Annotated in this window: 18 protein-coding genes; 10 read left to right on the top strand and 8 right to left on the bottom strand. The window is 70.8% G+C overall.

Going from position 1 to position 21,077, the window contains the following annotated elements; all coding sequences use genetic code 11:
- The first annotated feature begins 59 nt into the window (after window positions 1–59).
- Window positions 60–1,052: a hypothetical protein gene (locus ABZS54_RS28990; protein ID WP_355542363.1), complete on the top strand. Its 993-nt coding sequence runs from the start codon at window positions 60–62 to the stop codon at window positions 1,050–1,052.
- Window positions 1,053–1,102: 50 nt separating this feature from the next.
- Here the strand turns inward: ABZS54_RS28990 and idi are convergent, their stop codons facing one another.
- The gene (gene idi, locus ABZS54_RS28985; protein ID WP_355542360.1) at window positions 1,103–1,654 is read right to left on the bottom strand and encodes an isopentenyl-diphosphate Delta-isomerase; all 552 of its coding nucleotides are present in this window, start codon (window positions 1,652–1,654) and stop codon (window positions 1,103–1,105) included.
- Between the two features lie 222 nt (window positions 1,655–1,876).
- Between idi and ABZS54_RS28980 the strand changes: the two genes are divergently transcribed.
- On the top strand, window positions 1,877–2,458 hold the full coding sequence (locus ABZS54_RS28980; protein WP_355542357.1) for a hypothetical protein: 582 nt from the start codon (window positions 1,877–1,879) through the stop codon (window positions 2,456–2,458).
- A gap of 135 nt (window positions 2,459–2,593) precedes the next feature.
- Here ABZS54_RS28980 and ABZS54_RS28975 read toward each other — a convergent pair whose 3' ends face one another.
- Both ABZS54_RS28975 and ABZS54_RS28970 read right to left on the bottom strand, forming a co-directional pair.
- On the bottom strand, window positions 2,594–3,022 hold the full coding sequence (locus ABZS54_RS28975; protein WP_355542355.1) for a chaplin: 429 nt from the start codon (window positions 3,020–3,022) through the stop codon (window positions 2,594–2,596).
- A 202-nt stretch (window positions 3,023–3,224) separates the two neighbouring features.
- Window positions 3,225–3,548, bottom strand: a complete 324-nt coding sequence (locus tag ABZS54_RS28970) for a chorismate mutase (RefSeq protein WP_355542352.1) — start codon at window positions 3,546–3,548, stop codon at window positions 3,225–3,227.
- Between the two features lie 274 nt (window positions 3,549–3,822).
- Here ABZS54_RS28970 and ABZS54_RS28965 point away from each other — a divergent pair, with 274 nt between their 5' ends.
- Window positions 3,823–4,218, top strand: coding sequence for a hypothetical protein (locus tag ABZS54_RS28965; protein WP_355542349.1), 396 nt, complete (start codon window positions 3,823–3,825; stop codon window positions 4,216–4,218).
- 52 nt (window positions 4,219–4,270) lie between these two features.
- Here the strand turns inward: ABZS54_RS28965 and ABZS54_RS28960 are convergent, their stop codons facing one another.
- Window positions 4,271–4,558: a hypothetical protein gene (locus ABZS54_RS28960; RefSeq protein ID WP_355542346.1), complete on the bottom strand. Its 288-nt coding sequence runs from the start codon at window positions 4,556–4,558 to the stop codon at window positions 4,271–4,273.
- A gap of 447 nt (window positions 4,559–5,005) precedes the next feature.
- Here ABZS54_RS28960 and ABZS54_RS28955 point away from each other — a divergent pair, with 447 nt between their 5' ends.
- Complete coding sequence (locus tag ABZS54_RS28955) at window positions 5,006–6,316, top strand: FAD-binding oxidoreductase (RefSeq protein ID WP_355542343.1); 1,311 nt, start codon at window positions 5,006–5,008, stop codon at window positions 6,314–6,316.
- On the opposite strand, the gene ABZS54_RS28950 is transcribed toward ABZS54_RS28955, so the two are convergent.
- Complete coding sequence (locus tag ABZS54_RS28950) at window positions 6,297–6,707, bottom strand: OB-fold domain-containing protein (RefSeq protein WP_355542340.1); 411 nt, start codon at window positions 6,705–6,707, stop codon at window positions 6,297–6,299. The two genes, ABZS54_RS28955 and ABZS54_RS28950, sit on opposite strands and share 20 nt — an antisense overlap.
- A gap of 365 nt (window positions 6,708–7,072) precedes the next feature.
- On the opposite strand from ABZS54_RS28950, the gene ABZS54_RS28945 reads away from it, so the two are divergent.
- Together ABZS54_RS28945 and dapD are read left to right on the top strand one after the other, a co-directional pair.
- Entirely contained in the window at window positions 7,073–9,952 is a 2,880-nt protein-coding gene (locus ABZS54_RS28945) for an AAA family ATPase (RefSeq protein WP_355542337.1), read from the top strand.
- 99 nt (window positions 9,953–10,051) lie between these two features.
- The gene (gene dapD / locus ABZS54_RS28940) at window positions 10,052–11,047 is read left to right on the top strand and encodes a 2,3,4,5-tetrahydropyridine-2,6-dicarboxylate N-succinyltransferase (RefSeq protein ID WP_355542334.1); all 996 of its coding nucleotides are present in this window, start codon (window positions 10,052–10,054) and stop codon (window positions 11,045–11,047) included.
- 50 nt (window positions 11,048–11,097) lie between these two features.
- Here the strand turns inward: dapD and ABZS54_RS28935 are convergent, their stop codons facing one another.
- On the bottom strand, window positions 11,098–12,795 hold the full coding sequence (locus ABZS54_RS28935; RefSeq protein WP_355542331.1) for a class I adenylate-forming enzyme family protein: 1,698 nt from the start codon (window positions 12,793–12,795) through the stop codon (window positions 11,098–11,100).
- Between the two features lie 234 nt (window positions 12,796–13,029).
- On the opposite strand from ABZS54_RS28935, the gene ABZS54_RS28930 reads away from it, so the two are divergent.
- Entirely contained in the window at window positions 13,030–13,176 is a 147-nt protein-coding gene (locus ABZS54_RS28930; protein ID WP_355542328.1) for a hypothetical protein, read from the top strand.
- A gap of 47 nt (window positions 13,177–13,223) precedes the next feature.
- On the opposite strand, the gene ABZS54_RS28925 is transcribed toward ABZS54_RS28930, so the two are convergent.
- The gene (locus ABZS54_RS28925; RefSeq protein ID WP_355542325.1) at window positions 13,224–13,859 is read right to left on the bottom strand and encodes a TetR/AcrR family transcriptional regulator; all 636 of its coding nucleotides are present in this window, start codon (window positions 13,857–13,859) and stop codon (window positions 13,224–13,226) included.
- Window positions 13,860–13,965: 106 nt separating this feature from the next.
- Between ABZS54_RS28925 and ABZS54_RS28920 the strand changes: the two genes are divergently transcribed.
- Window positions 13,966–15,528: an MFS transporter gene (locus tag ABZS54_RS28920; protein WP_355542322.1), complete on the top strand. Its 1,563-nt coding sequence runs from the start codon at window positions 13,966–13,968 to the stop codon at window positions 15,526–15,528.
- A gap of 375 nt (window positions 15,529–15,903) precedes the next feature.
- Window positions 15,904–18,231, top strand: a complete 2,328-nt coding sequence (locus ABZS54_RS28915; protein ID WP_355542319.1) for a PQQ-binding-like beta-propeller repeat protein — start codon at window positions 15,904–15,906, stop codon at window positions 18,229–18,231.
- A gap of 345 nt (window positions 18,232–18,576) precedes the next feature.
- Here the strand turns inward: ABZS54_RS28915 and ABZS54_RS28910 are convergent, their stop codons facing one another.
- Entirely contained in the window at window positions 18,577–19,866 is a 1,290-nt protein-coding gene (locus tag ABZS54_RS28910; protein ID WP_355542316.1) for a citrate synthase, read from the bottom strand.
- A gap of 294 nt (window positions 19,867–20,160) precedes the next feature.
- Here ABZS54_RS28910 and ABZS54_RS28905 point away from each other — a divergent pair.
- On the top strand, window positions 20,161–21,077 hold a 917-nt coding region (locus ABZS54_RS28905; RefSeq protein ID WP_355542313.1), incomplete at its 3' end, for a serine/threonine-protein kinase.

Here is a 21,077-nt window from a genome sequence, read left to right as displayed (position 1 = left end):
TTCGCTCACGCGTACGGTATGCCTGCTGACGGAGCGTCCGACGATTCGAGGAGCTGTGCATGCGACACGGGGGCATGGGGCGATGGTGGAGCACCTGGGCGGCGGCGGGGCTGACCGCCGCCGTCGTCCTGACGGGGTGCTCGTCCGACTCCGGCGACAAGGGCGACCAGGACAAGAAGACGGGCGGCACGGGCGCGCCGACCGGCGGCGCCGCGGCGCCCGGCGGGAAGGGCGACCAGGACCCGAAGGCGGTCTGGGCCGCGCTGCTGGCCGCGACCACCACACAGCAGGTGGTCGAGTACCACGGGGTACGGACCACGACCGGTGACACCGCCAAGGAGCAGACGGTCCGCGAGGACCTGTGGTCCTGGTACGACGCGGGCAGCAAGACCGCGTTCACCGACCGCGCGTACCAGGTCGCCACGGACGCGCCGATCAAGCGCTCCTCGTGCGAGGCGGGCAAGGAGTGGAGCTACAAGAACGCGCTCAAGCAGTGGACGGACACCAAGCGGCCGTGCGTGGTGGACATGGCCCGGGAAGGCAAGTACGTCGGTGACGGCATCCTGCCGACCGGCCTGACCGCCGAGCAGGCCAAGACGTTCGCCACCCAACTCGACGCCACGCCGGGCTGGTTGACCCCCTCGGCGGTGGAACCGGCGCAGCAGCAAGGCAAGTCCTACCTGCGGCTGACCGTGGACCTCAAGCCGCAGCCGGGCGGCGCCGGTGCGAATGTCAACACCGATCTGCTGCTCAAGGCGTTCCGCGCCACGGTCGCCGACTTCACCAAGGGGCCGTACCAGATCGAGAACTTCGGTCAGCAGAGCGGTTCGCCGGTGCGCGCGGTGTTCTGGCTCGACCCGGCCACGCACCTGCCCGCCTACTCGGAGGTGAGCACGACCGTGGTGGACAAGGGCGCGGCCACCGGTGCGATCCGGCATCTGCGCACCGAGTACGTCTTCGGCGGGCCCGCGCCCAAGCCGGATCGCGCCACGCTGGTCCCGGCGCCCGGGCCGAGTTGGCCGGAACAGGGGACGAAGCCCCCGCAGCCCTGAGCACGTGCGAAGGGCGGGTCCGAGGTCCGGGCCCGCCCTTCGTGGCGTGCTCAGCGAGCGGCGAGCGCGGCGAGCGGTTCCCGGACCGGGTCGAGCACCGCGCTCAGCCATGCGGTGTGCTCGTGCGCGGCCAGCCACGCGTCCAGTTCGGCCAGCGGCACGAACGCGACGTCGTCGACCTCCTCCGGGTTGAGCCCGAGGTCGCCGCCGGCCAGCCCGACGAAGAGGTGGTTGAACTCCTTCTCGACCAGGCCCGAGACCTCGTCGGTGACGTCGTAGGTCACCAGGCCGGCCGATTCGAGAACGGTGGGCTTGGCGCCCAGTTCCTCGGACAGTCTGCGCAGCACCGCTTCCCTGGGCTCCTCGCCCGGAAAGGGGTGGCTGCAACACGTGTTGGACCACCGGCCCGGCGAGTGATACTTCGTCAGAGCCCGACGCTGCATCAACACCCGACCCTCGTCGTCGAGGAGGAAGACCGAGAACGCGCGGTGCAGTTGGCCCGGCGGCTGGTGAGCCTCCAGTTTCTCCGCGAGGCCGATCGTGTTCCCTTGTGGGTCCACCAACTCGACCATGACCCGACCGTCCGGCTGCTCCTGCGCCATGTGCTCTCCCTGCTGTTCGGCATTGCCTGCACAGTATCCGGCGGGCGAGTCACGGGCCCGCGATACCGCGCCGATGCCCCGGTACATCGTTGTCTGTAGGCCGGAATCCCACCTGCCGACGATCCCCCGGCCGCCCACGTGGGAGACGCTGGTGGGGTCCGCTCGCCGGCGCCTCGTCCCGCAGGGGCGGCCCGCCGGCCCCGCTCCGAGGAGGAGATCGCCGTGGTCGTCGCCATGATCGTGGCCTGCGAGGTGGGCTTTTGGGTGTTGATCGCCCTGGGCCTGCTGAGCCGCTACGCATTGCGTCGCCGCCGGCTGAGCAACGTGTTCCTCTACGGCACGCCGCTGCTGGAGGTGATCCTGCTCGTGGTCGCCGTGGTGGACCTGCGCGGCGGTGCCACCGCCGGCGCGCGGCACGGAATCGCCGCGTTGTACATCGGGATCACCGTGATGTTCGGCCATCGGGCGATCCGGTGGGTGGACCAGCGAGTGGGCTATCACTTCCTCGGCGGGCCGCTGCCGTGGCGACCGCCGAGGCGCGGCATGGATCGGGTCGGGTACGAGGTGGTCGAGTTCGCCCGCACGGTGGGCGCGATGGCGATCGCCGGCGCGCTGTTGGGCCTGTTGATCCTGGTGACCGGCGACACGGACCGGACCAAGGCGCTGACCGGCTTCTTCGGCGCGCTCGGTGCGATCACCGCGATCTCCCTGGTGATCTCGGTGGTGGGCGCGTTCGAGGCCTTCGGCAAGCCGCCCAAACCCAAGCCCGCACCGCGCCGGCTGCGCGACCGCGCGCCCGTCTGACGCGCGGCACTCGGCGCCGGGCACTCGGCACTCCGGGCCCGGCGCCGGGATCACATCCCGGGTCCCGGACAGGCCGGCGGCCCCGGAACACGTGGGAGGTGTTCCGGGGCCGCGGCACAATCCGGCGGTGGGCGCTCAGCCCATCATCGCACCGGCCATGTTCGCCGCACCGGCGAGGAAGTCGGTCGGCTCCGACAGGTCGCCCTGGGAGTGGTGCGGCTGCCGCTGCTGCTCCTGCCCGCAGTCGTCGCCCGGGGCCGCGTGGTGCGGCGGCGCGGTGTGGTCCGGGTGCCCGGGGGTCATCGGCGTCGCCTGCTCGCCGACGTCCCCGTTGACGCAGCTGTTGCCGAAGGTCGGGTTCAGCGCCGCGATGATGTCGACGCTGTTGCCGCACAGGTTGACCGGAACGTGCACGGGCACCTGGATGTTGTTGCCGGAGAGCACGCCGGGCGAGTCCACGGCCGCGCCGTTCGCGTCGGCCGACGCGAACGCCTGGCCCCCCATCGCAACCGAACCGCCGAGAATGGCGGCGGTGGCGACCGCACCCTTGGTGAGCTTGTTCACTGGTGGTTGTTCCCATCGATCGTTGGACGGTGGAACCGAGGTTCCGGGACGTCCAACGCCCGAGGGTAGAGACCGGTGACGGGGGGCGCGCGAGCTTCCCCCGTAAGTAGCAACCCGCGCTGACGAGACGTCAGGCGGCGCTACCGACGGGGATGATCCGGTCACCGCACGCAATCGACTCGACAAGCCGGACACCGGTTGATCACGCGCGGGCGATCGCCTCGTGATGGTGAATCACCTCGGCGACCAGGAAGTTGAGGAACTTCTCCGCGAAGTCGGGGTCCAGCTTGGCGCTCTCGGCCAGCGCGCGCAGCCGGCGGATCTGCACCGCCTCGCGGGCCGGGTCGGCGGGCGGCAGTTTGTGCTCGGCCTTGAGCACACCCACCCGCTTGGTGCACTTGAACCGCTCGGCCAGCAAATGGATCAGGGCCGCGTCGATGTTGTCGATGCTGTCCCGCAGGTCGAGCAGTTCGGCGGGCTTGCCGGGCGCCTCGCCCGACGTTTCGTCAGTGGTTCCGTTGGCCATAACGGGTGACCCTACCCGGCGATGTCGCACGAGCGAGCGGACGGCGTTCGAGAGCCCCGGGCGGGGCGCACGAGGAGCCCGCCGTCATGGCCCCATCGAGTGATCGAAGGAAATATCACCACCTGTCATCTCTCGTTCTGCCAGGTGTCACATCGCCACCTGCGGGGGATCCTCTGAGTACGGTCCGCGCCGTCGGCTGTCCCTGTCACGGCGCGACGACCGTTCGGCGGTGCTCAAGGGGATGCGGCCGGGGCTGCAGTAGGGGGCGAACGACATGATGGACGAAGTGCGTCTGACGCCGAGCGAGCGGCGGATGCTGGAGGAGATCGAGTACGAACTGCGCAAGGACCAGGAACTGGATCTCGCGCTGCGTACGATGCGTCCTTCCCGCAATCGCCGGCGGACCGGCGCACGCGGCCGTGTCGTTCCGGGCGCGGGCTCGATGCCGGCCTCGAAGCGGGCCCGCCGCAGGATGCGTCGACCGACGCTCTCCGGCACGTGGCACGTACTGCTGCTGATGGTGCTCTTCGCGGCGGTGTTCGCGGCGCTGGCCACCACGTCCGGCGTCTACCTGGTGGTGATCGCGTTCGCGCTGATCATCATGGGCTGCACCACCACGCTGGTCTGGCTGTGCGTGACCTTCCTGTTGCGGCGCGGCGGCAAGACCTGATCGCACACCGATCGACGCGGGCACCCGCGCGGCGGCACCTGTCCCGACACCGTCAGCGGGCCCGATGGTCGCGGCTGCCGGTCGCGCGGCTGAGCCCGCGCCCGCGCGCCGCGACCATCAGCGTTCCCGCAGGAGCCGCGACGCCGAGCAGGAGGGCGGCGTCCAGCGCGCCCATGCCACCCTGGCCGATCGAGTAGAACACCAGCGACAACGACGCGAACATGCACATCAGCACCGCGGCGGCCATGCGCTCGGCGCGGCGCCCCCGGGTGAGCAGCCACAGACAGCCGACCAGGCCGACGCACAGCGTGACCAATGCGGCGATTGCGGTGGTGGTCATCGCGCCTCCTCGTCGTGCTGCCTGCGGCCCGAATGGGCCATGTCCGACCGATTACCCCAGGTGATCGCGTTGATGCCGCGACCCCACCGGAATCGAATCCTAACCGCCTCCTACCCCCAGGGGGTATACAATCCGGCACGTGACACTCCCCGCACCCCCGTGTGGCGGCATCGCCCGACTGGATCCGATCAAGCGTCCGGGCGCCGCGACCGTTCGGGCGGCGCTCGCCGTCGAGCGCCGCCGCACCCGCCCCCGGCACCCTGGGTAACACCGTCGTTACGCTCGCGTCGAAAGCCGGAAACGGCCGAGTGGTTCACTCCGGGCGACATCGGTTCCCGGCAGCGGAACCGGCGACCATCGACCCAGGTGACGGCGCGAGATGAGCACACAGAACCGTACGACCGCACGCCGACACACCGGCCGACCCCAGACTCGGGAGGCGACCCGATGACGCCGGACACCCCGGTGGCCGACGTGGTGATCGTCGGGGCCGGCCCCGAGGGCATGGCGATCGCCCACGCGTTCACCCGGCGCGGGGTGCGCGACGTGATCGTGTGCGCGGCGGGCATCGGCGGCTCGGGCCCGCCCGGGCCGACCGGCGATCCGGGTCCCGGCGACGTGTACTGCTCCTCGACCGTGCCGGCGCCGGCCGCGATGGCCTGGGCGGGCACCCACGTCTTCGAGAACGCCGTCGAGGTGCTCGGCGAGGACGTCGGGTATCGCGCGTGCGGCCGACTCGTCGGGGTTGCCGCATCCGACCTCGGCGGGCTCGACGCGGGCGTGGCGATGCGTCGCGCACTGGGAATCGACGTGCGGCGGGTGGACGCGGAGGCGGTCGCGGCGAGTTGGCCCGAGATCGGCGTTCGCGGCTTCGCCGGCTTCGCGTACGAGCCGCGCGGCGGGTACGCCGACATCCGACGCACCGCTCGCGCCTTCGCCCGGGCGGCCCGACGCGGCGGAGCGGCGATCCTGACCTGCGCACCGGCCGTGAGCGTCGCGGCGACCCGGGACCGGGTCACCGGGGTGCGGCTGAGCGACGGCCGGGAGGTGGCCGCCGGAACGGTCGTGGTGGCCGCAGGCGCCGACTCGCCGGCGTTCGTCGCGCCGTTGGGGGTGCACCTGCCGGTGCGCGCCACCCGCGAGTTCACGGTGCGGGTGCGAGTCGGCCGCGCGGTCGGCGAACGGCCGATCCTGGACGATCTGCCGAATCGGCGCCGGCTGCGTGCCGACGGTCCCGGGCACCTGCTGCTCGGCGCGCTCGACCCGGCCCCCGACGCGTTCGACGACGAGCTCACCGCCCTTGCCTCGGCCCACCTCGCCGCGCGCTTCCCGGGCTTTCCCGCATGCACGCCGGTGGCCGCGTTCGGGACCCGGCACGACGCCGGGCCCGATCACCTGCCGCTGATCGGATCGGTGGGCCCCGACGGACTGTTCGTCGCGGCCGGGTGCGGCGAGCACGGGTTGGGCATCGTGCCGGCGGTGGGCATGCTGGTGGCCGACCTGCTGTGCGACGGCGCCAGTGCCCGGCCGGACATCCCGGGCACGGACTTCCGCCCCGACCGGTTCCCCGCGCGCACCCGGTCACCGCGACCGCGCCGACACTCCGCGCAGCCACCCGGCCCACCCGGGGCAGACTCCGGCCAAGTATTCGATCCCGAACGGGAGTTGCACCCCGGGCGCGAACACGACCCCGACGCACGGTTGGGTTCCGAACCACGATCGGGCTCCGATCACGGCTTCAGCTCCGATCGGGCGTGAAGAACGGCAGCACCCGCTCCTCTCCCATCGGCCGCAGATCCACCCGCACCCGCATGCCCGAGTGAATCTCGGTCGGTTCCACCTCGACCAGGTTGGTGAGCATGCGATAGCCCTCGTCCAAGTCCACGATCGCCACCGCGTACGGGTCGCCGAGTTCGCGCGCGGCGGGCCGACGCACCACGGTCCAGCTGTACACGCTGCCGCGCCCGGCGCTGGTGACCCACTGCAACGCGCGCGACGAGCAGCCCCGGCACATCTCGGTGGGGGCGAAGTTCGCCGTCTCGCACGCGCCACAGCGCTGATAGCGCAACTCCCCCGGTTCCGGGGGCACCCGCACCGACGCGGCAGGGGTCACGGGTACACCGATCTGCGGTCCCAACACGGGTGTCACGGCCTTTCCGTTCGGTCGTACTTCGTCCGCCCGTCGATGTTCGAGACGAGCGTCGGCTGCATGTTCGCGCACCATGCACGCGGTTGCCGAATCGATCGCACATCAGTTCCCGTTCGCGAAATCGCACCCCCCCCCCGAGGAGAGGACGTCGGCAGGACTTCTCAGCCAAGTCGGGGACAGAGCTTGCGAGATTGGCGCAGGATAGGTAACGCAAGTGATCCGCCACGGCGCGTAATCGTTCCGCGCGGGCTCGGGGTGGGGACGCACGGCAGAGAGGTTGCGCGATGGGGGCACCACGCATGGCACCGCGCCCGGGTGGCCTGGGGCGCGAGCACACACCGGACCCCGCTTCCAGGACGGAGCCGATGCCCCTCGTCGAGCGCGATTTCATCCAGGACGAACTCCGCGAGCATCTGGCCGCGGTCCGCGACACCGGCGAGGGCCGGGTCATGGTGGTCACCGGCCAGGCCGGCATGGGCAAGTCGGCGGTGCTCGAATGGGCCAGGCACACCGCCGAATCCGACGGCTTCGCCTCGCTCCACGTGATCGGCTACGACCTGGAGAAGGTCCGGGTCTACGGCCTGGCGAAGCGGCTGTTCAAGGACCTGTCCACACTCGGCCCCGAGGCACGCAAGGAACGGCTCGGCGAGTGGCACGGCATCCTCGGGCCGATCTTCGGCGGTCCGCGCCAACCCGGGGAGGCGCCGGACACCGAGGACGTGCTGTCCGCCCTCGACGCCGTCGTCCGCGGCTACGCGAAGGCGCCGCTGATCATGGTCATCGACGACGCGCACTGGGCCGACCCGCCGTCGATGAAGTGGTTGGCGCAATTCGCCATCCAGGTGCGCGATTTCCCGATCCTGATCGTGGTGTCCTACCGCCCGGACGAATACGTTCCGGCTCTGGCGCAATGGCTGCGCACACTCGACGATGTCGCCGGTCGAACGGCGACCAAGTTGAAGGCGTTGAGCATCGAGAGCACCGCGACGGTGATCCGGCACCGTTTCCCCGACCGGCCTGTCGACGACGCGTTCGCCGAGCACTGCCATCACTGTTGCGGCGGAGAACCGCAAACCCTGCGGGAACTGCTGCGGTTCATCGAGTCGTCCGGAATCGAGCCGATCGCGGCCTCGCTGTCCCGGCACGGTGTCGCAATGGAGCAGCACGCGGCCCTCGCCTACGCCGAGAAGCACTTCAAGAAGCGATTCTCCCGGCTCGCACCGGACTCCCGCAGGCTGGCGCGGGCCGCCGCGATCCTGACGCCGCACTTGACGATCGCACGCGCGGTCCGGCTCACCGGGTCGAGCCCGGAGGCGATCGCCGTCGCCGCCGAGGACCTGTACCGACAGGAGATCCTCACGTCGGTCGACGACACGCGCTCGAACTGGGGTTTCACCCACCCGCTGGTCCGACTCGCGGTCTACCGCTACTGCTTCGAGACGAACGAACGCAACGCGATGCACCACGAGGCGGCCCGGCTGTTGCGCGCGGACCGCTTCTCCGCGCAGACCGCTGCGACGCACGCGCTGAAGGTTTTCGGCGTCCGGGACGAGTGGGCGGCGAACGTGATGGTGGACGCGGCCCGCGAGTGCCTCGCCTCGGGTGTCCCGAAGGCCGGCGTGACCTACCTCGAACACGCGTTGGCGGAGCTCGCGCCGAAGCACATGCGCGCCTGGCTCCACTACAACATCGGCCGCGCGCTCTTCGTCAACGACCCCACCGGCAGCATCGAACCGCTGACCAAGGCGCTCGAGGAGGCCCCTGAACCGGGCTCGGACCTGCGCACCGAAATCGTCATCGAACTCGTCCGCTCGTACGCGTTCAGCGGTCAACTACCCAAGAGCATCGCGCTCTTGGAGCGGGAGATCGAGATCACCCCGATCGGCAAACGACCGAGGTTGTACGCCGACCTGTTCATGTGGGCCGCGTTCTGGGAGGACGACACCGGCTTCGCCTCACGCGCCCACAATCTGCAGCGGTTGACCGTACGGCTGAACACCGATGGCGCCACCACCCGGACGAACTATTCGCTGTTCGCCCTGGTCGCCTGGTACGGAGTACTCACGGGACGGCGGTTGCAGACGACCACCAAATTCGCTCGCGCGGCGCTGGGACCGGAGGCGGCGAACAAAGAGCGCCCCGGGTTCAGTTGGGTCGAGGAGGGTTGGGGCTTCGAGATCCCGATGGTGCTCACCCTGACGTTCATCTACTGCGACCTGTTCAAGGAGGCGCACGAACTCCTGGAGAACGGCATGGCCCAACTCCGGGACAACGGTCGCCAACGCGCGCACCTGTCCTACGGCCACGCCTTCCGGGCGATGTTGTACTACCGGATGGGCCGGCTCAAGGATGCGCGCGAGCAGGCCGAGATCGGCCTGGAGATGGCCCTCAAACTCGGCAAGGAAACACCATCCCAGTGGTACGCGGCCGGGGTGCTGATCCAGACCCTGATCGCGCAGGGCAATCTCGAGGAGGCCGAGCGGTGGGCGCGGCAGATCGGCTTCGACAACCCCCATCGCGCCAACCAGGCCACCCGCGTACTGCCGGTCCCCGCCATCGTGCTCGCCGAACTGCGGATCGCCCAGGACAGGCACGAGGAGGTGATCCAGCCGCTGACCGAGCTCGGCGAGCGGCTGCGCGCCCGCGGCATGGACAACCCCGCGTGGTGCCCGTGGGGTCTGCTGCTCGCCGAGGCGTTGAACGCCGAGGGGTCGCAGCAGAACAAGGAGCTGGCTCGCACGGTGGCCAAGCAGGCCGTCGCCCGGGCGGACACGTTCTACGCCCCGGTGGCCGCCGGCCAGGCCAAGCGGGTGGCCGGAATGATCGAGGACAACGTCAACGCACAGCAGGCGCTGTGGGACGCGGCGGTCGCCCTGGAGGGCGTCGGCGCCAAGTACGAGTACGCCAAGGCGCTGCTCGCCTACGGTGACCGGCTGCGCAAGGACGGCCACAAGCCGGACGCCATCGGCGAGTTGGAACGGGCCCGGGACACCGCGATGGCCTGTGGCGCGATCCCGTTGCAGACGCGGGCCGCGGCGATGGTGGAGGCGCTGGTCGGCGCCACCGCACTGCCGCCGGTCGACCACGGTCGCGCGGATGCGGACGACTGGGCGGACGAGTACACCGGCGGGTACAGCCCGTTCGGCATCCCGCATCGCGAGGAGGCCCGACCCGACGCGGACGGCGATCGTTGCGAGACCTGGCCGTTCCGCGAGGGCCCGACCCGTCGACCCGACTCGGAGTAGCCGCGCGGACCCGGCGCGCACCGGCGGCGGAGAAAATCGGATCGGGACGCGTGCGCACCGGCGATCGGCGCGGGCGCGCGGTCCCGGTACGGTAGCGGGGTGATCGACACTGCTGATTCCTCCCCCGTTGGTGCCGTCGCCGCTGGCCTCGCGACGATCGCCGCAGACGGCACCGTCCTGGACACCTGGTACCCCGCACCCGAGCTGACCTCGGGCGACGTCGACGGCAAGGCCGAGACCGTTCGCCTGTCCGCCGACGAGGCGATCGAGGCGCTCGGCGCCGACGCCGCGGCCGGCCTGGGCACCGACGCGGTGCGCGGGGTCGAGGTCGTCGCCGTGCGCACGGTGATCGCGTCGCTGGGGACCGGCCCGGTGGACACCCACGACGCGTACCTGCGGCTGCACCTGCTCAGCCACCGCCTGGTCCGCCCGCACGGGCAGAGCCTGGACGGCCTGTTCGGCGTGCTCCCGAACGTCGCGTGGACCAACCTGGGCGCGGTCCCGGTCGACGGCGTGGACGCCGCCCGGCTGCGCGCTCGGGCCGCGCGGGTGCCGTTCGAGGTGACCGGCGTGGACAAGTTCCCCCGGATGACCGAGTTCGTGGTGCCCGGCGGGGTGCGGATCGCCGACACCACCCGGGTCCGCCTGGGCGCGCACCTGGCACCCGGCACCACCGTGATGCACGAGGGCTTCTGCAACTTCAACGCGGGCACCCTGGGTGCCTCGATGGTCGAGGGCCGGATCAGCGCGGGCGTCGTGGTGGGCGACCACAGCGACATCGGCGGCGGCTCGTCGATCATGGGCACGCTGTCGGGCGGCGGCAAGGAGACCATCTCGGTCGGCGAGCGCTGCCTGCTCGGCGCCAACGCGGGTATCGGCATCTCGCTCGGCGACGACTGTGTGGTCGAGGCGGGCTGCTACATCACCGCCGGCACCCGGGTGACCACCCCCGACGGCAAGGTGGTCAAGGCCGCCGAGCTTTCCGGCCGCGACGGCCTGCTCTTCCGCCGCAACTCGGTCACCGGCACGATCGAGGCGATCGCCCGGACCAAGTCGTGGGGCGCGCTGAACGAGGAACTGCACAAGAACGACTGACCCGTTCCCGGGCGGGGTCGGCGGTGCTTCGCCGACCCCGCCCGGGTTGCTCATTCCTCGACCAGGTCGGCGGGCTTGGCGCCGGTGGCCACGGCGCGGATCACCTTGCCGGTCGGCGTGCGCGGTAGCGGTTCGCCGCGCAGTTCCCAGTGCGCGGGCACCTTGAAGTGGGCCAGGCGCTCCGCGACGTAGGCGCCGAGCAGCTCGGCGGTGAGCGCCGCGCCGGGTGCGGGCACCACGATCGCCTTGACCTCCTCGCCCCACTCCGGATGCGGTACGCCGACCACCACCGACTCGGCCACGTCGGGGTGTGCGTCCAGGCAGTGTTCGATCTCCGCCGGGTAGACGTTCTCCCCGCCGCGCAGGATCAGGTCGCTGCGCCGGGTGGCCAGGTAGAGCCGGCCGCCCCGGGTGTAGCCGAGGTCGCCGGTGCGCAGCCGCCGGTCCGGCGTGAGTACCTTCGCGGTGGCCTCGTCGTTGCCCCAGTAGCCGAGCATCACCAGCGGGCTGCGGATCCACAGCTCGCCCTCCACGCCGTCCGGCTGCCGTGTGCCGTCCTGGTCGTGCACGGTCACCTCCACGGTCGGCACGGCCGTCCCGATCGCGCCCGGCTCGTCCTCGAGTTGCGCGGCGCCCGCGGTGGTGGCCACCCCGCCGGACTCGGTCAGCCCGTATCCGACGCCGAACGCGCCCTTCGCGTTCGGGAACACCTCCTGGAGCCGGCGCACCAGTTCGGGCGAGAAGGCCGCGCTGCCGCCGCCCAGCCGGGTGATCGAGGACAGGTCGTACGTCGGGGTGTCCGGGTGGTCGGCGACCCGCCAGCCGAGCGTGGGCACCAGCGACCACGTGGTGCAGCGCTCGCGTTCGATCAGGTCGAGCAACCGGGGCACCTCGAACCGGCCGCTGTAGAGCACCATGGTCTGTCCGCCGGCCAGCGCGGCCACCGCGCCCGCGAGCAGGCCCGAGACGTGGAAGAACGGGCTGTTCACCAACCACCGCCCGGGCGGCGCCTGGGCGAGCACCTCAGCGGGTACGCGTGCGGTCGCCCGGGCGGCGAGCAACGCCTGGAGGTTCTGCATCGCGACCACGTTGCGGTGGGTGAGTACGGCGCCCTTGGGCCGGCCGGTGGTGCCGGAGGTGTACAGGATCAGTGCGGGGTCGTCCTCGTCGGCGGCGCCCGACGGCAGTTCGGCGTCGGGCGCGTAGGCCGCCAGAGCGGCGCAGTGCGCCTCGATCTCCAGTACGGGCACCCCCAGACTCCGCTCGGCCGCCGACGCCCCACCGAGCCGCTCCAGCCGGCGTCGGTCGGCGACGAGCAGCGCGGGGGCGCAGTCCCGTACGCCGTAGCGGATCTCGTCGGCGGCCCACCATCCGTTCATCCCGACGGTGATCGCGCCCAGCGCCGCGGCGGCCTGAAACACCGTCAGCCACTCGGGCCGGTTGGCGGCCAGGATCGCGACCCGGTCCCCCGGGCCGATCCCGTATCGATCGCGCAGGGCGAGTGCGGTCGAGGCGATGTCGCGCACGTGTTCGGCGAAGCCGATCCGGCGGTCCTCGTACACGAGGTACTCGCGGTCGCCGAACCGTCGGGCCCGCTCGACGAAGGCGGTGATCGACCGGGGGCGGTCGGCCAGGACGCGCAACGGCACGCCGAGCACGTCCTCTTCGACGAGCGCGAACGGGCCGCCGGGGGCGGTCAGGGCGAGGAGGGCGGGGTCAGGTGCGGCGGAGCCGGTGGTGGTGACCATGGGGCGGACCCTAGAACTGCTTGACCGAGTCATTCAAGTGCGTCGGGGTGTGATCTGACACGTGTTCAGGTGTGGGGGTGGAGTGGGGTCGGGGCGCAGCGTGTGGCCGGGCACGCCCATGCGGGTACCCCGTACGGGTAAGCCGTCGGCTGGCTCGGGACGGGTGGGGGTGCGGCGGGAGTGCTTGGTGGGGGCGGCCTTGCCGGTGCCCGGCGTGGGGCCTCGCTCGGGCGGTTGTCGTTCTTGTTGTTGCTCCTGCTCGGCACGGCCGGGATGCACACCCTCGCGCATCCGCAACGATCCGCGCTCGGCGGCCTCGCACTGGGGAGCGGCGGCACCGGCACCCCGGCCGCCACCACCGGCGCGCCCGCGCACCACTGACCGACCGGGTCGGGGCGACCGGTCGGCTGCCCCGACCCGCTCTCGGCTCAGCCCTTGGCCGCCATCATCGGCATCATGGCGTTGTCGACCAGCGATTCGATCTCGGCACGGGACATCGGCACGCCGGTGAGGGTGAACCGTTGGCACAGGACCGAGGGGCCGGTGAGCACGCATTCCGGGGCGAGCGCTCCCGGGCGCGCCTCACCGCGGGCGATCGCGTCGGTGATCAACTCGACGAGGAGGGACTGCCACGGCCCGATCACCCGGTGCTCCCACATCTGTGCGAACTCGTGGTGTCGGCTCATCTCGCCGCAGAGCACCCGCATGCCCAGGCCGAGCGCTCCGTGCATGGCGTGCGCGACGGTCTCCAGGTAGACGATCAGGTCGGCGCGCAACTCGCCGGGCAGCGTCAGCGATTGCGGACTCGGCAGCGCGGCGGAGAGCGCGTCGGCAACCATGCCCATCTTGTCCGGCCAGCGGCGATACAGCGCCGACTTGCCGGTCCCGGCTCGGGCCGCGACACCTTCGAAGGTCAGCGCGCCGTAGCCACGCTCGCCGAGTTCAGCGAGCACAGCCTCGGTGATCGCGCGCTCCAGCGTGACGCCGCGCTTTCGCGGGCGCTGTCTGTAGTCGGTGACCAGCAGGGCCGTCTCGATGTGGCCCGCGCGTGCTCCTGTGCTCACTCTCGCCTCCGCTCGCCATGGTACAGAAAACGTTTGCGTTCTCTAATGCAAAAGCCCTAGATTCGCGTAGAGAACGCTCACGTCCACTAGTAATGCGAGGCAATCCATGACGACGGCACCTTCCGAGGTCGCCGGCTCGACCGGATCCCAGTCCGCGGACGCGCCCCACGCGCGCCGCGGACTGGCCTTGGCCCTGTTGGCAGGGGCCCAATTGATGATCGTGCTCGACGCGACCATCGTGAACATCGCCCTGCCCGACATGGGCAAGGCGCTCGACATCGGCGACACGTCACTTTCCTGGGTGATGAACGCCTACATGCTGACCTTCGGCGGCCTGTTGCTGCTCGGTGGTCGGCTCGGTGACCTCTTCGGCCGACGCCGCCTGCTGGCGCTCGGCCTGATCGTGTTCACCGTCGCGAGCCTGCTCGGCGGGTTCGCCACCAGCGAGGCCCTGTTGCTCGCCGCGCGGGCCCTACAGGGCGTCGGCGGCGCGATGGTGGCCCCCGCGGTCCTGTCGTTGGTGACCACCACCTTCGAGGAGGGACCGGAACGCAACAAGGCGTTCGGCGTCTATGCGGCGGTGTCGGGCATGGGTTCGGCGGTCGGGCTCCTCATGGGTGGTCTTCTGGTCGAGTACCTGTCCTGGCGCTGGGTCATGTTCGTCAACGTGCCCATCGGCATCGCGCTCGTCGCGGCGCTGCCTCTGGCCATCCCGGACGACGCGAAGACCGGCGAGAAGGCGATCTGGCGCGGTCGGCTGGACATACCCGGCGCCCTGACCTCCACCCTCGGCGTGACCGCCCTGGTCTACGGCGTGATCCGCGCGGCGGACAAGGGCTGGGGCGAGGGATTGACGATCGCTTCACTGGTCGTCTCGGCGGCGCTGACAGCGGCCTTCATCGTGATCGAACTCAAGGTCGAGCGACCGCTGATGCCGATGCGACTGTTCCGCAACCGCAACCGCTCCGGCAGCTATGTGGTCATGGCGCTGGCGGCCGGCGGCATGATGGGCGCGTTCTTCTTCCTCACGCTCTTCATGCAAGAGGTCGCGGACTACTCGCCGATCAAGGCCGGTCTGGCGTACCTCCCGCTCTGCGCGGGCGTGATGATCTCGGCCCAGTTCACCAGCGTGATGCTGCCCAAGATCGGGCCGCGCGTGCTGCTGACCGCGGGTCCCATCCTGGCCGGTGCGGGGCTGTTCTACCTGTCCCTGCTGAAGTACGACTCCAATTACGTGGTGGGCCTGCTGCCCGCGATGGTCGTGTTCGGTCTGGGCATGGGCCTGATCTTCGTCGCCATCATGGCCACCGCGGTGGCCGGCATCGCGCCGGAGGACGCGGGCATCGGCTCGGCGATGCTCAACGTCACCCAGCAGGTGGGCGGCGCCGTGGCGATCGCGGTCCTGACCACGATCAGCAAGAGCGCGGGCACGGACGAGTTCAAGAAGCAGGCGGGCAAGCTCGCCGACCCGTCGGTCCTGTTCAAGGGTTCGCCCAAGTTCGACCAAAGTGCGCTGGACCACGTCAACAAGCTGGTCATGACAGCCGGTCAGACGACCGGCTTCCTGGTCGGCGCCGGCATGCTCGGCGCCGCCGCGATCATCGCCGTGGCGGTGCTCCGGGTGAGCAAGTCGGACCTGCCCACGGACGCCTCCGGCGCCCTGCACTAGGCCGACTCGCAGAAATACTGACAAACCGTCAGTACCGCGACACCCGGGCTCGGTTCACGTCGAACGAGCCCGGGTGTTCGCGTCCGTGGCCACGACATGTCCGGTTCGGGCTGATCACAGCTGGATTTTCCGCTTCCTCGGCCACTCTTCGTGATCGGCGTCTGGGGGAATCCCCTGTGTTTCGGCCGAAGCGGGACGCGGCGTGGGCGGCAGACCGGGCAGGCGGGTACCCTGCGACAGGCAGCGGGTGCTCCACCCCGGGGCACCAATATCGCGACGACGGGACGACCGGCGCCGTGGCACTCCTCCCGCCTGTTCCTGTCGAAACGGCCGCTCGGCGGGGATGATGGGCGGTGGGGCGACTTCGGGGGGATTGTGACGGAACACGGATGGCCGGGTGAGCCACCGGCCAAGGGGGATCCGGAACGGATCGGTCCCTATGTGGTGCTCGGCCGACTCGGTGCCGGTGGCATGGGCCGCATCTATCTGGGGCGTTCGCCCTTCGGGCGACTCGTCGCGATCAAGACGATCCGTTCGGAACTGGGCGGCGACCCGGGCTTTCGCGCGCGCTTCGCACAGGAGGTGGCCGCGGCCCGCCGGGTCAGCGGCGTGTTCACCGCCGCCGTGGTCAACGCCGATCCGGACGCCGCGGTGCCGTGGCTGGCCACCGCGTACGTGCCCGCGCCCTCGCTCGAATCCCTGGTCCGCGCGTGCGGCCCGCTGCCGCCGCGCGCGGTGCGTTGGATGGCCGCGGGCATCGCCGAGGCGCTGGAGTCCGTACACGCCGCCGGGCTGGTGCACCGCGACCTGAAGCCGTCCAACGTGCTGGTGGCCAGCGACGGGCCCAAGGTCATCGACTTCGGCATCTCGCGCGCCGCCGACTTCGGTTCGCTCACCATGACCGGCGTCGCGGTCGGGACGCCGGCATACATGTCGCCGGAACAGGCGCAGGGTGTGCGCGACATCACGCCCGCGAGCGACATGTTCTCGCTCGGCGCGACGCTGGTGTACGCCGCGACCGGGCATTCGCCCTACCCCGACCGCAAGCCCGCCGAAGCGCTGTTGCGCCTGGTCACCGGCTCCCCCGACCTGGACGGGCTGCCGCCGGAGCTGACCGGTCTGGTCAACCTGTGCATGCAGCGCGCCGCGGAACACCGGCCGAGCCCGACCCAGTTGCTCAACCAGCTCGCGCCACTCCTGGACGACAGCGACGCGGACAGCCAGTTGCCGGACAACGCGTCGGCGATGGTGCAGCGCTTCGAGAGCCAGTACCGCCCGACGATGGGCCCGCGTACGCCGCCGGTGCGCGAACTGGTCGAGCCGGAGCGTCCCGAGCTGCCGGAGAACGTACGCCCGGACCCGAACAACATGGGCAAGCTGCCGAACCAGGTGCGGGAGGAACCGCGCCCGGCGCCGCGCCCCGAGACGCACCGGCCCGCGCCGCCACCGCCGCAGCGCCCGCCGACCAACCCGACCCGCAAGCCGCCGCCCCGACCGCCGGTGCCGCCGACGAACACGCCGGTGACCGGGCAGCCGGGCGGCCCGCGTCCGGTCGCGGGGCGACAGGTGTCCACGTCGTCCCCGTCGCCGGCACTGCCGACCGAACGGGTGGCCAGGCCGCCCGCGCCGATACCCAACTCTCCGGTCACATGGCCGGAGAGCGGGCCGGACGTGCCGCGCCAGCACCCCACTCCGCCGCGCACCCCCACCGGCGGTATGGAGACCTCGCCGGTGTGGCGGTTCACCGCGACCGGGGAGATCCTCACCCCGCCGGTGCGCGCGGGTTCCGGGCGGACCGCCCGCGTCCACGTGCACAGCAACGACAACGGGCTGCACACCCTGCACCTGGCCACCCGCGAGTGGCGGTTCGACTCGTCGGGCTGGTCGCACCCGCCCGCCGTGGACGGCGAGCTGATGTACCTCAGCAGCCAGGACAACCATGTCTACGCGCTGGAGCTGACCTCGCGTCAGTGGCGCTGGAGCTTCCCCACCGGAGGCGAAGTGGTGGCCGCCCCCGTGGTCGCCGACGGCACCGTGTACTTCGGCTCCAGTGACAACGCGCTGTACGCCGTGGACGCGGCCACCGGCCGATGTCGCTGGCGCTTCCCCACCGGCGGCTGGGCCACCTCGCCCACCGTCGTGGACGGCACGGTCTACTTCGGCTCCAGCGACCGCTGCGTGTACGCGCTGGACGCCGCGACCGGCTGGTGTCGGTGGCGCTTCGCCACCGGCGGCTGGGTGTCCTCGCCGACCGTGGCGAACGGCATCGTGCACGTCGGCAGCACCGACCAGTACCTCTACCTGCTCAACGCCACCGACGGTGCGATGCGCGGGTGGTTCGGTGCGGGCGGCCCGGTCGCCCAGCCCGCCACGGCCGGCAACCTGTCCTTCTTCGGCAGCGGCGACGGCGGGCTGTACGCGGTCGACGTCAACACCACGCGCTGCGTATGGCGGTTCGGCGCCGAAGGGTGGGTCACCTCACCGGTAGTCGCCGACGACATCGTGTACGCGGGCAGCAGCAACGGCTCGGTGATAGCGGTCGGCCTGGGCGGCGAGCCCCGCTGGCGCTTCACCACCGGAGGTCGGGTCACCTCGCCGGTCGTGGCCGACGGGCTGCTTTTCGTGGGGAGTGCCGACCGGCATCTGTACGTACTCGACGCGGCCACCGGGAAGGGCCCCTCGGTGGCGACGTCCACCGGCTGACCACGACGCGACTTCGTTCACCTCTCGGCCCCTGGGACGGGTCCCCTTCGTGGATCACGTTCGGGTAACAAACCTACCGATCAATCGGGAGTGGCCGTACAGTCTTCGCACCGGAGTCGATCGAGTGCGCTGCACCGCCCACGAGCGACTCCGGCGCGCTTTCGGCACGATCGCACGACGCGCCCGGCCGGCCCGCACACTCGGAGCCGGCCGAGCGGCTCGTCCCGCTTCGCCGGCCACCCGCCCGGAGTCGGTCCGGACAACAAAACGATCTTGAAGCCGAATACCTCGAACCGCGGTTCGAGTCCCTCGACTCCAAGATCGTTTTCGCGTGTGCCCTGCGGGTCAGCGGGCACCGATGGGGGTGTAGTCGCGCAGCGCGACGCCGGTGTACACCTGGCGCGGGCGGCCGATCTTCGCCTTCGGGTCGGCGATCATCTCCTGCCAGTGCGCGATCCAGCCCGGGAGCCGACCGATCGCGAACAGCACCGTGAACATCTCGGTGGGGAAGCCCATCGCCCGGTAGATGAGGCCGGTGTAGAAGTCCACGTTCGGGTAGAGCTTGCGCTCGACGAAGTAGTCGTCCGCGAGGGCGCGCTCCTCCAACTGCATCGCGAGGTCCAGCAGTTCGTCCTTCTTGCCCATCCGGGACAGGACGTCGTCGGCGGCCTTCTTGATGATCGTCGCGCGCGGGTCGCGGCTCTTGTACACCCGGTGGCCGAAGCCCATCAGGCGCACGCCGTCTTCCTTGTTCTTCACCTTGTTCACGAACGAGTCGATGTCGCCACCTTCGTTCTTGATCTGCTCCAGCATCTCCAGCACCTGCTGGTTGGCGCCGCCGTGCAGCGGACCCCACAGCGCGTTGATGCCGGCCGAGATGGACGCGAACATGTTCGCCTGGCTGGAGCCGACCAGTCGCACCGTCGAGGTCGAGCAGTTCTGCTCGTGGTCGCCGTGCAGGATGAGCAGCTTGTCGAGCGCGTCCACCACGACCGGGTCGGCCTTGTACGACTCGGCCGGGACCGCGAAGGTCATCCGCAGGAAGTTCTCGACGTAGCCGAGCGAGTTGTCCGGGTAGAGCATCGGCTGGCCGACCGACTTCTTGAACGCGTAGGCCGCGATCGTCGGCAGCTTCGCCAACAGCCTTATCGCCGAGAGCCGGACCTGCTCCTCGTCGAACGGGTTGTGGCTGTCCTGGTAGAACGTGGACAGCGCGGAGACCACGGACGACAACATCGCCATCGGGTGCGCGTCGCGCGGGAAGCCGTCGTAGAACCGCTTGACGTCCTCGTGCAGCAGGGTGTGCTGGGTGATCTCGTCGCGGAAGTTGTCCAGCGCGCTTGCGGACGGCAGATCGCCGTAGATCAGCAGATACGCCGTCTCCAGGAACGTGCCCTGCTCGGCGATCTGCTCGATCGGGTAACCGCGGTAGCGGAGGATGCCCTCCTCGCCGTCGATGAAGGTGATCGCCGATTTACACGCGGCGGTGTTGACGAACCCTCCGTCGTAGGTCACCAGCCCCGTCTTGGCGCGAAGTGTCGAGATGTCCACGGCGGTGTCGCCGATGGTGCCCTCGACCAGCGGGAAAGTGTGCTCGTTTCCTTGGTGGCGCAGTACTACCGAGTCCTCGCTCATGGGGGTCCCCTACTTCTCGGCTCAGGCTCCGGCAGCCACCCGGATCGTGTCCGTGCGGTTCCGGTCTTTGTGACATGTGTGCATCAGTACGAATAGCAGGCGCACGAGGCGAGCTCGCAGCCACCTCCCACCCGAGCGACAAACCGTGAGCCGCGTCACCTGACCCAGGGTGGCGGGTCGAGATGCCCAGAGTCATCGTCGCAACGGTGCACGCGTTTCGGCTTCCCGCTACGAGTGTCACCCATGCGGCGCCATGATGAGGGCACACGATCGGGTGGCCGGGGGGGACGTTGCGTGAGCGATGCCAGGAGGCGGGGCCCGGCCCCCCTGGACGCGTACGATCCACGCCGGATCGGGCCCTACCGGGTGCTGTCCCGACTCGGCCAGGGGGGCATGGCCCGGGTCTTCCTCGGCCTGTCCCCCGCGGGACGCCTGGTCGCGATCAAGACCATCCTGGCCGAGCTGGACCACGACCCGGACTTCCGCCGCCGGTTCGCCCGCGAGGTGCACGCGGCCCGGCTGGTCAGCGGGGTGTTCACGGCCGCCATGGTGGCCGCCGACCCGGAGGCCGCACGGCCGTGGCTGGCCACCGCGTACGTGCCCGCGCCGTCACTGCGCGAAGTGGTCGACGAGTGCGGCCCGCTGCCACCGGACGCGGTGCGCTGGCTGGCCGCCGGCGTGGCCGAGGCGCTCGGCGCGATCCACGGCGCCGGCCTGGTGCACCGCGATCTGGCCCCCGGCAACATCCTGGTCACCCTGGACGGCCCCAAGGTGATCGACTTCGGGCTCGCGCTGGCCGAGGACCAGGACACCGTCAATCTGGTCGGCACGATCGCGTACATGGCCCCCGAACAGATCGAGGGCGAGTCCGGCACCGTGCGCTCGGACGTGTACGCGATGGGCGCCACACTGCTCTTCGCGGGCACCGGGCACGCACCGTACGAGGGCAGCGCGATGCGGGTGATGAACGCCGTGCGCAACCGCGACCCGGACCTGAGCGGGCTGCCGGACGCACTGCTGCCGCTGGTCGAGTCGTGCCTGCGCCGCCGCGCCGATCGACGGCCGACGCCGGACCGGGTGGTCGCCGATTTCGCCGACCTGCTGACCGGCCGCCGGCGACCGCACGAGGCGGCGCCCGATATGTCTGCTCGGAGGCAGGTGCCTGACTTGCCACCCCGTTGCCGCCCATCGACTGCCAGGTCTGCGCGTCG

Source organism: Embleya sp. NPDC005575 (assembly GCF_040605455.1).
Taxonomy (GTDB): domain Bacteria; phylum Actinomycetota; class Actinomycetes; order Streptomycetales; family Streptomycetaceae; genus Embleya.
The sequence above is the reverse complement of the archived record's forward strand: the minus strand, read 5'-3'. Positions and strand labels throughout refer to the sequence as shown.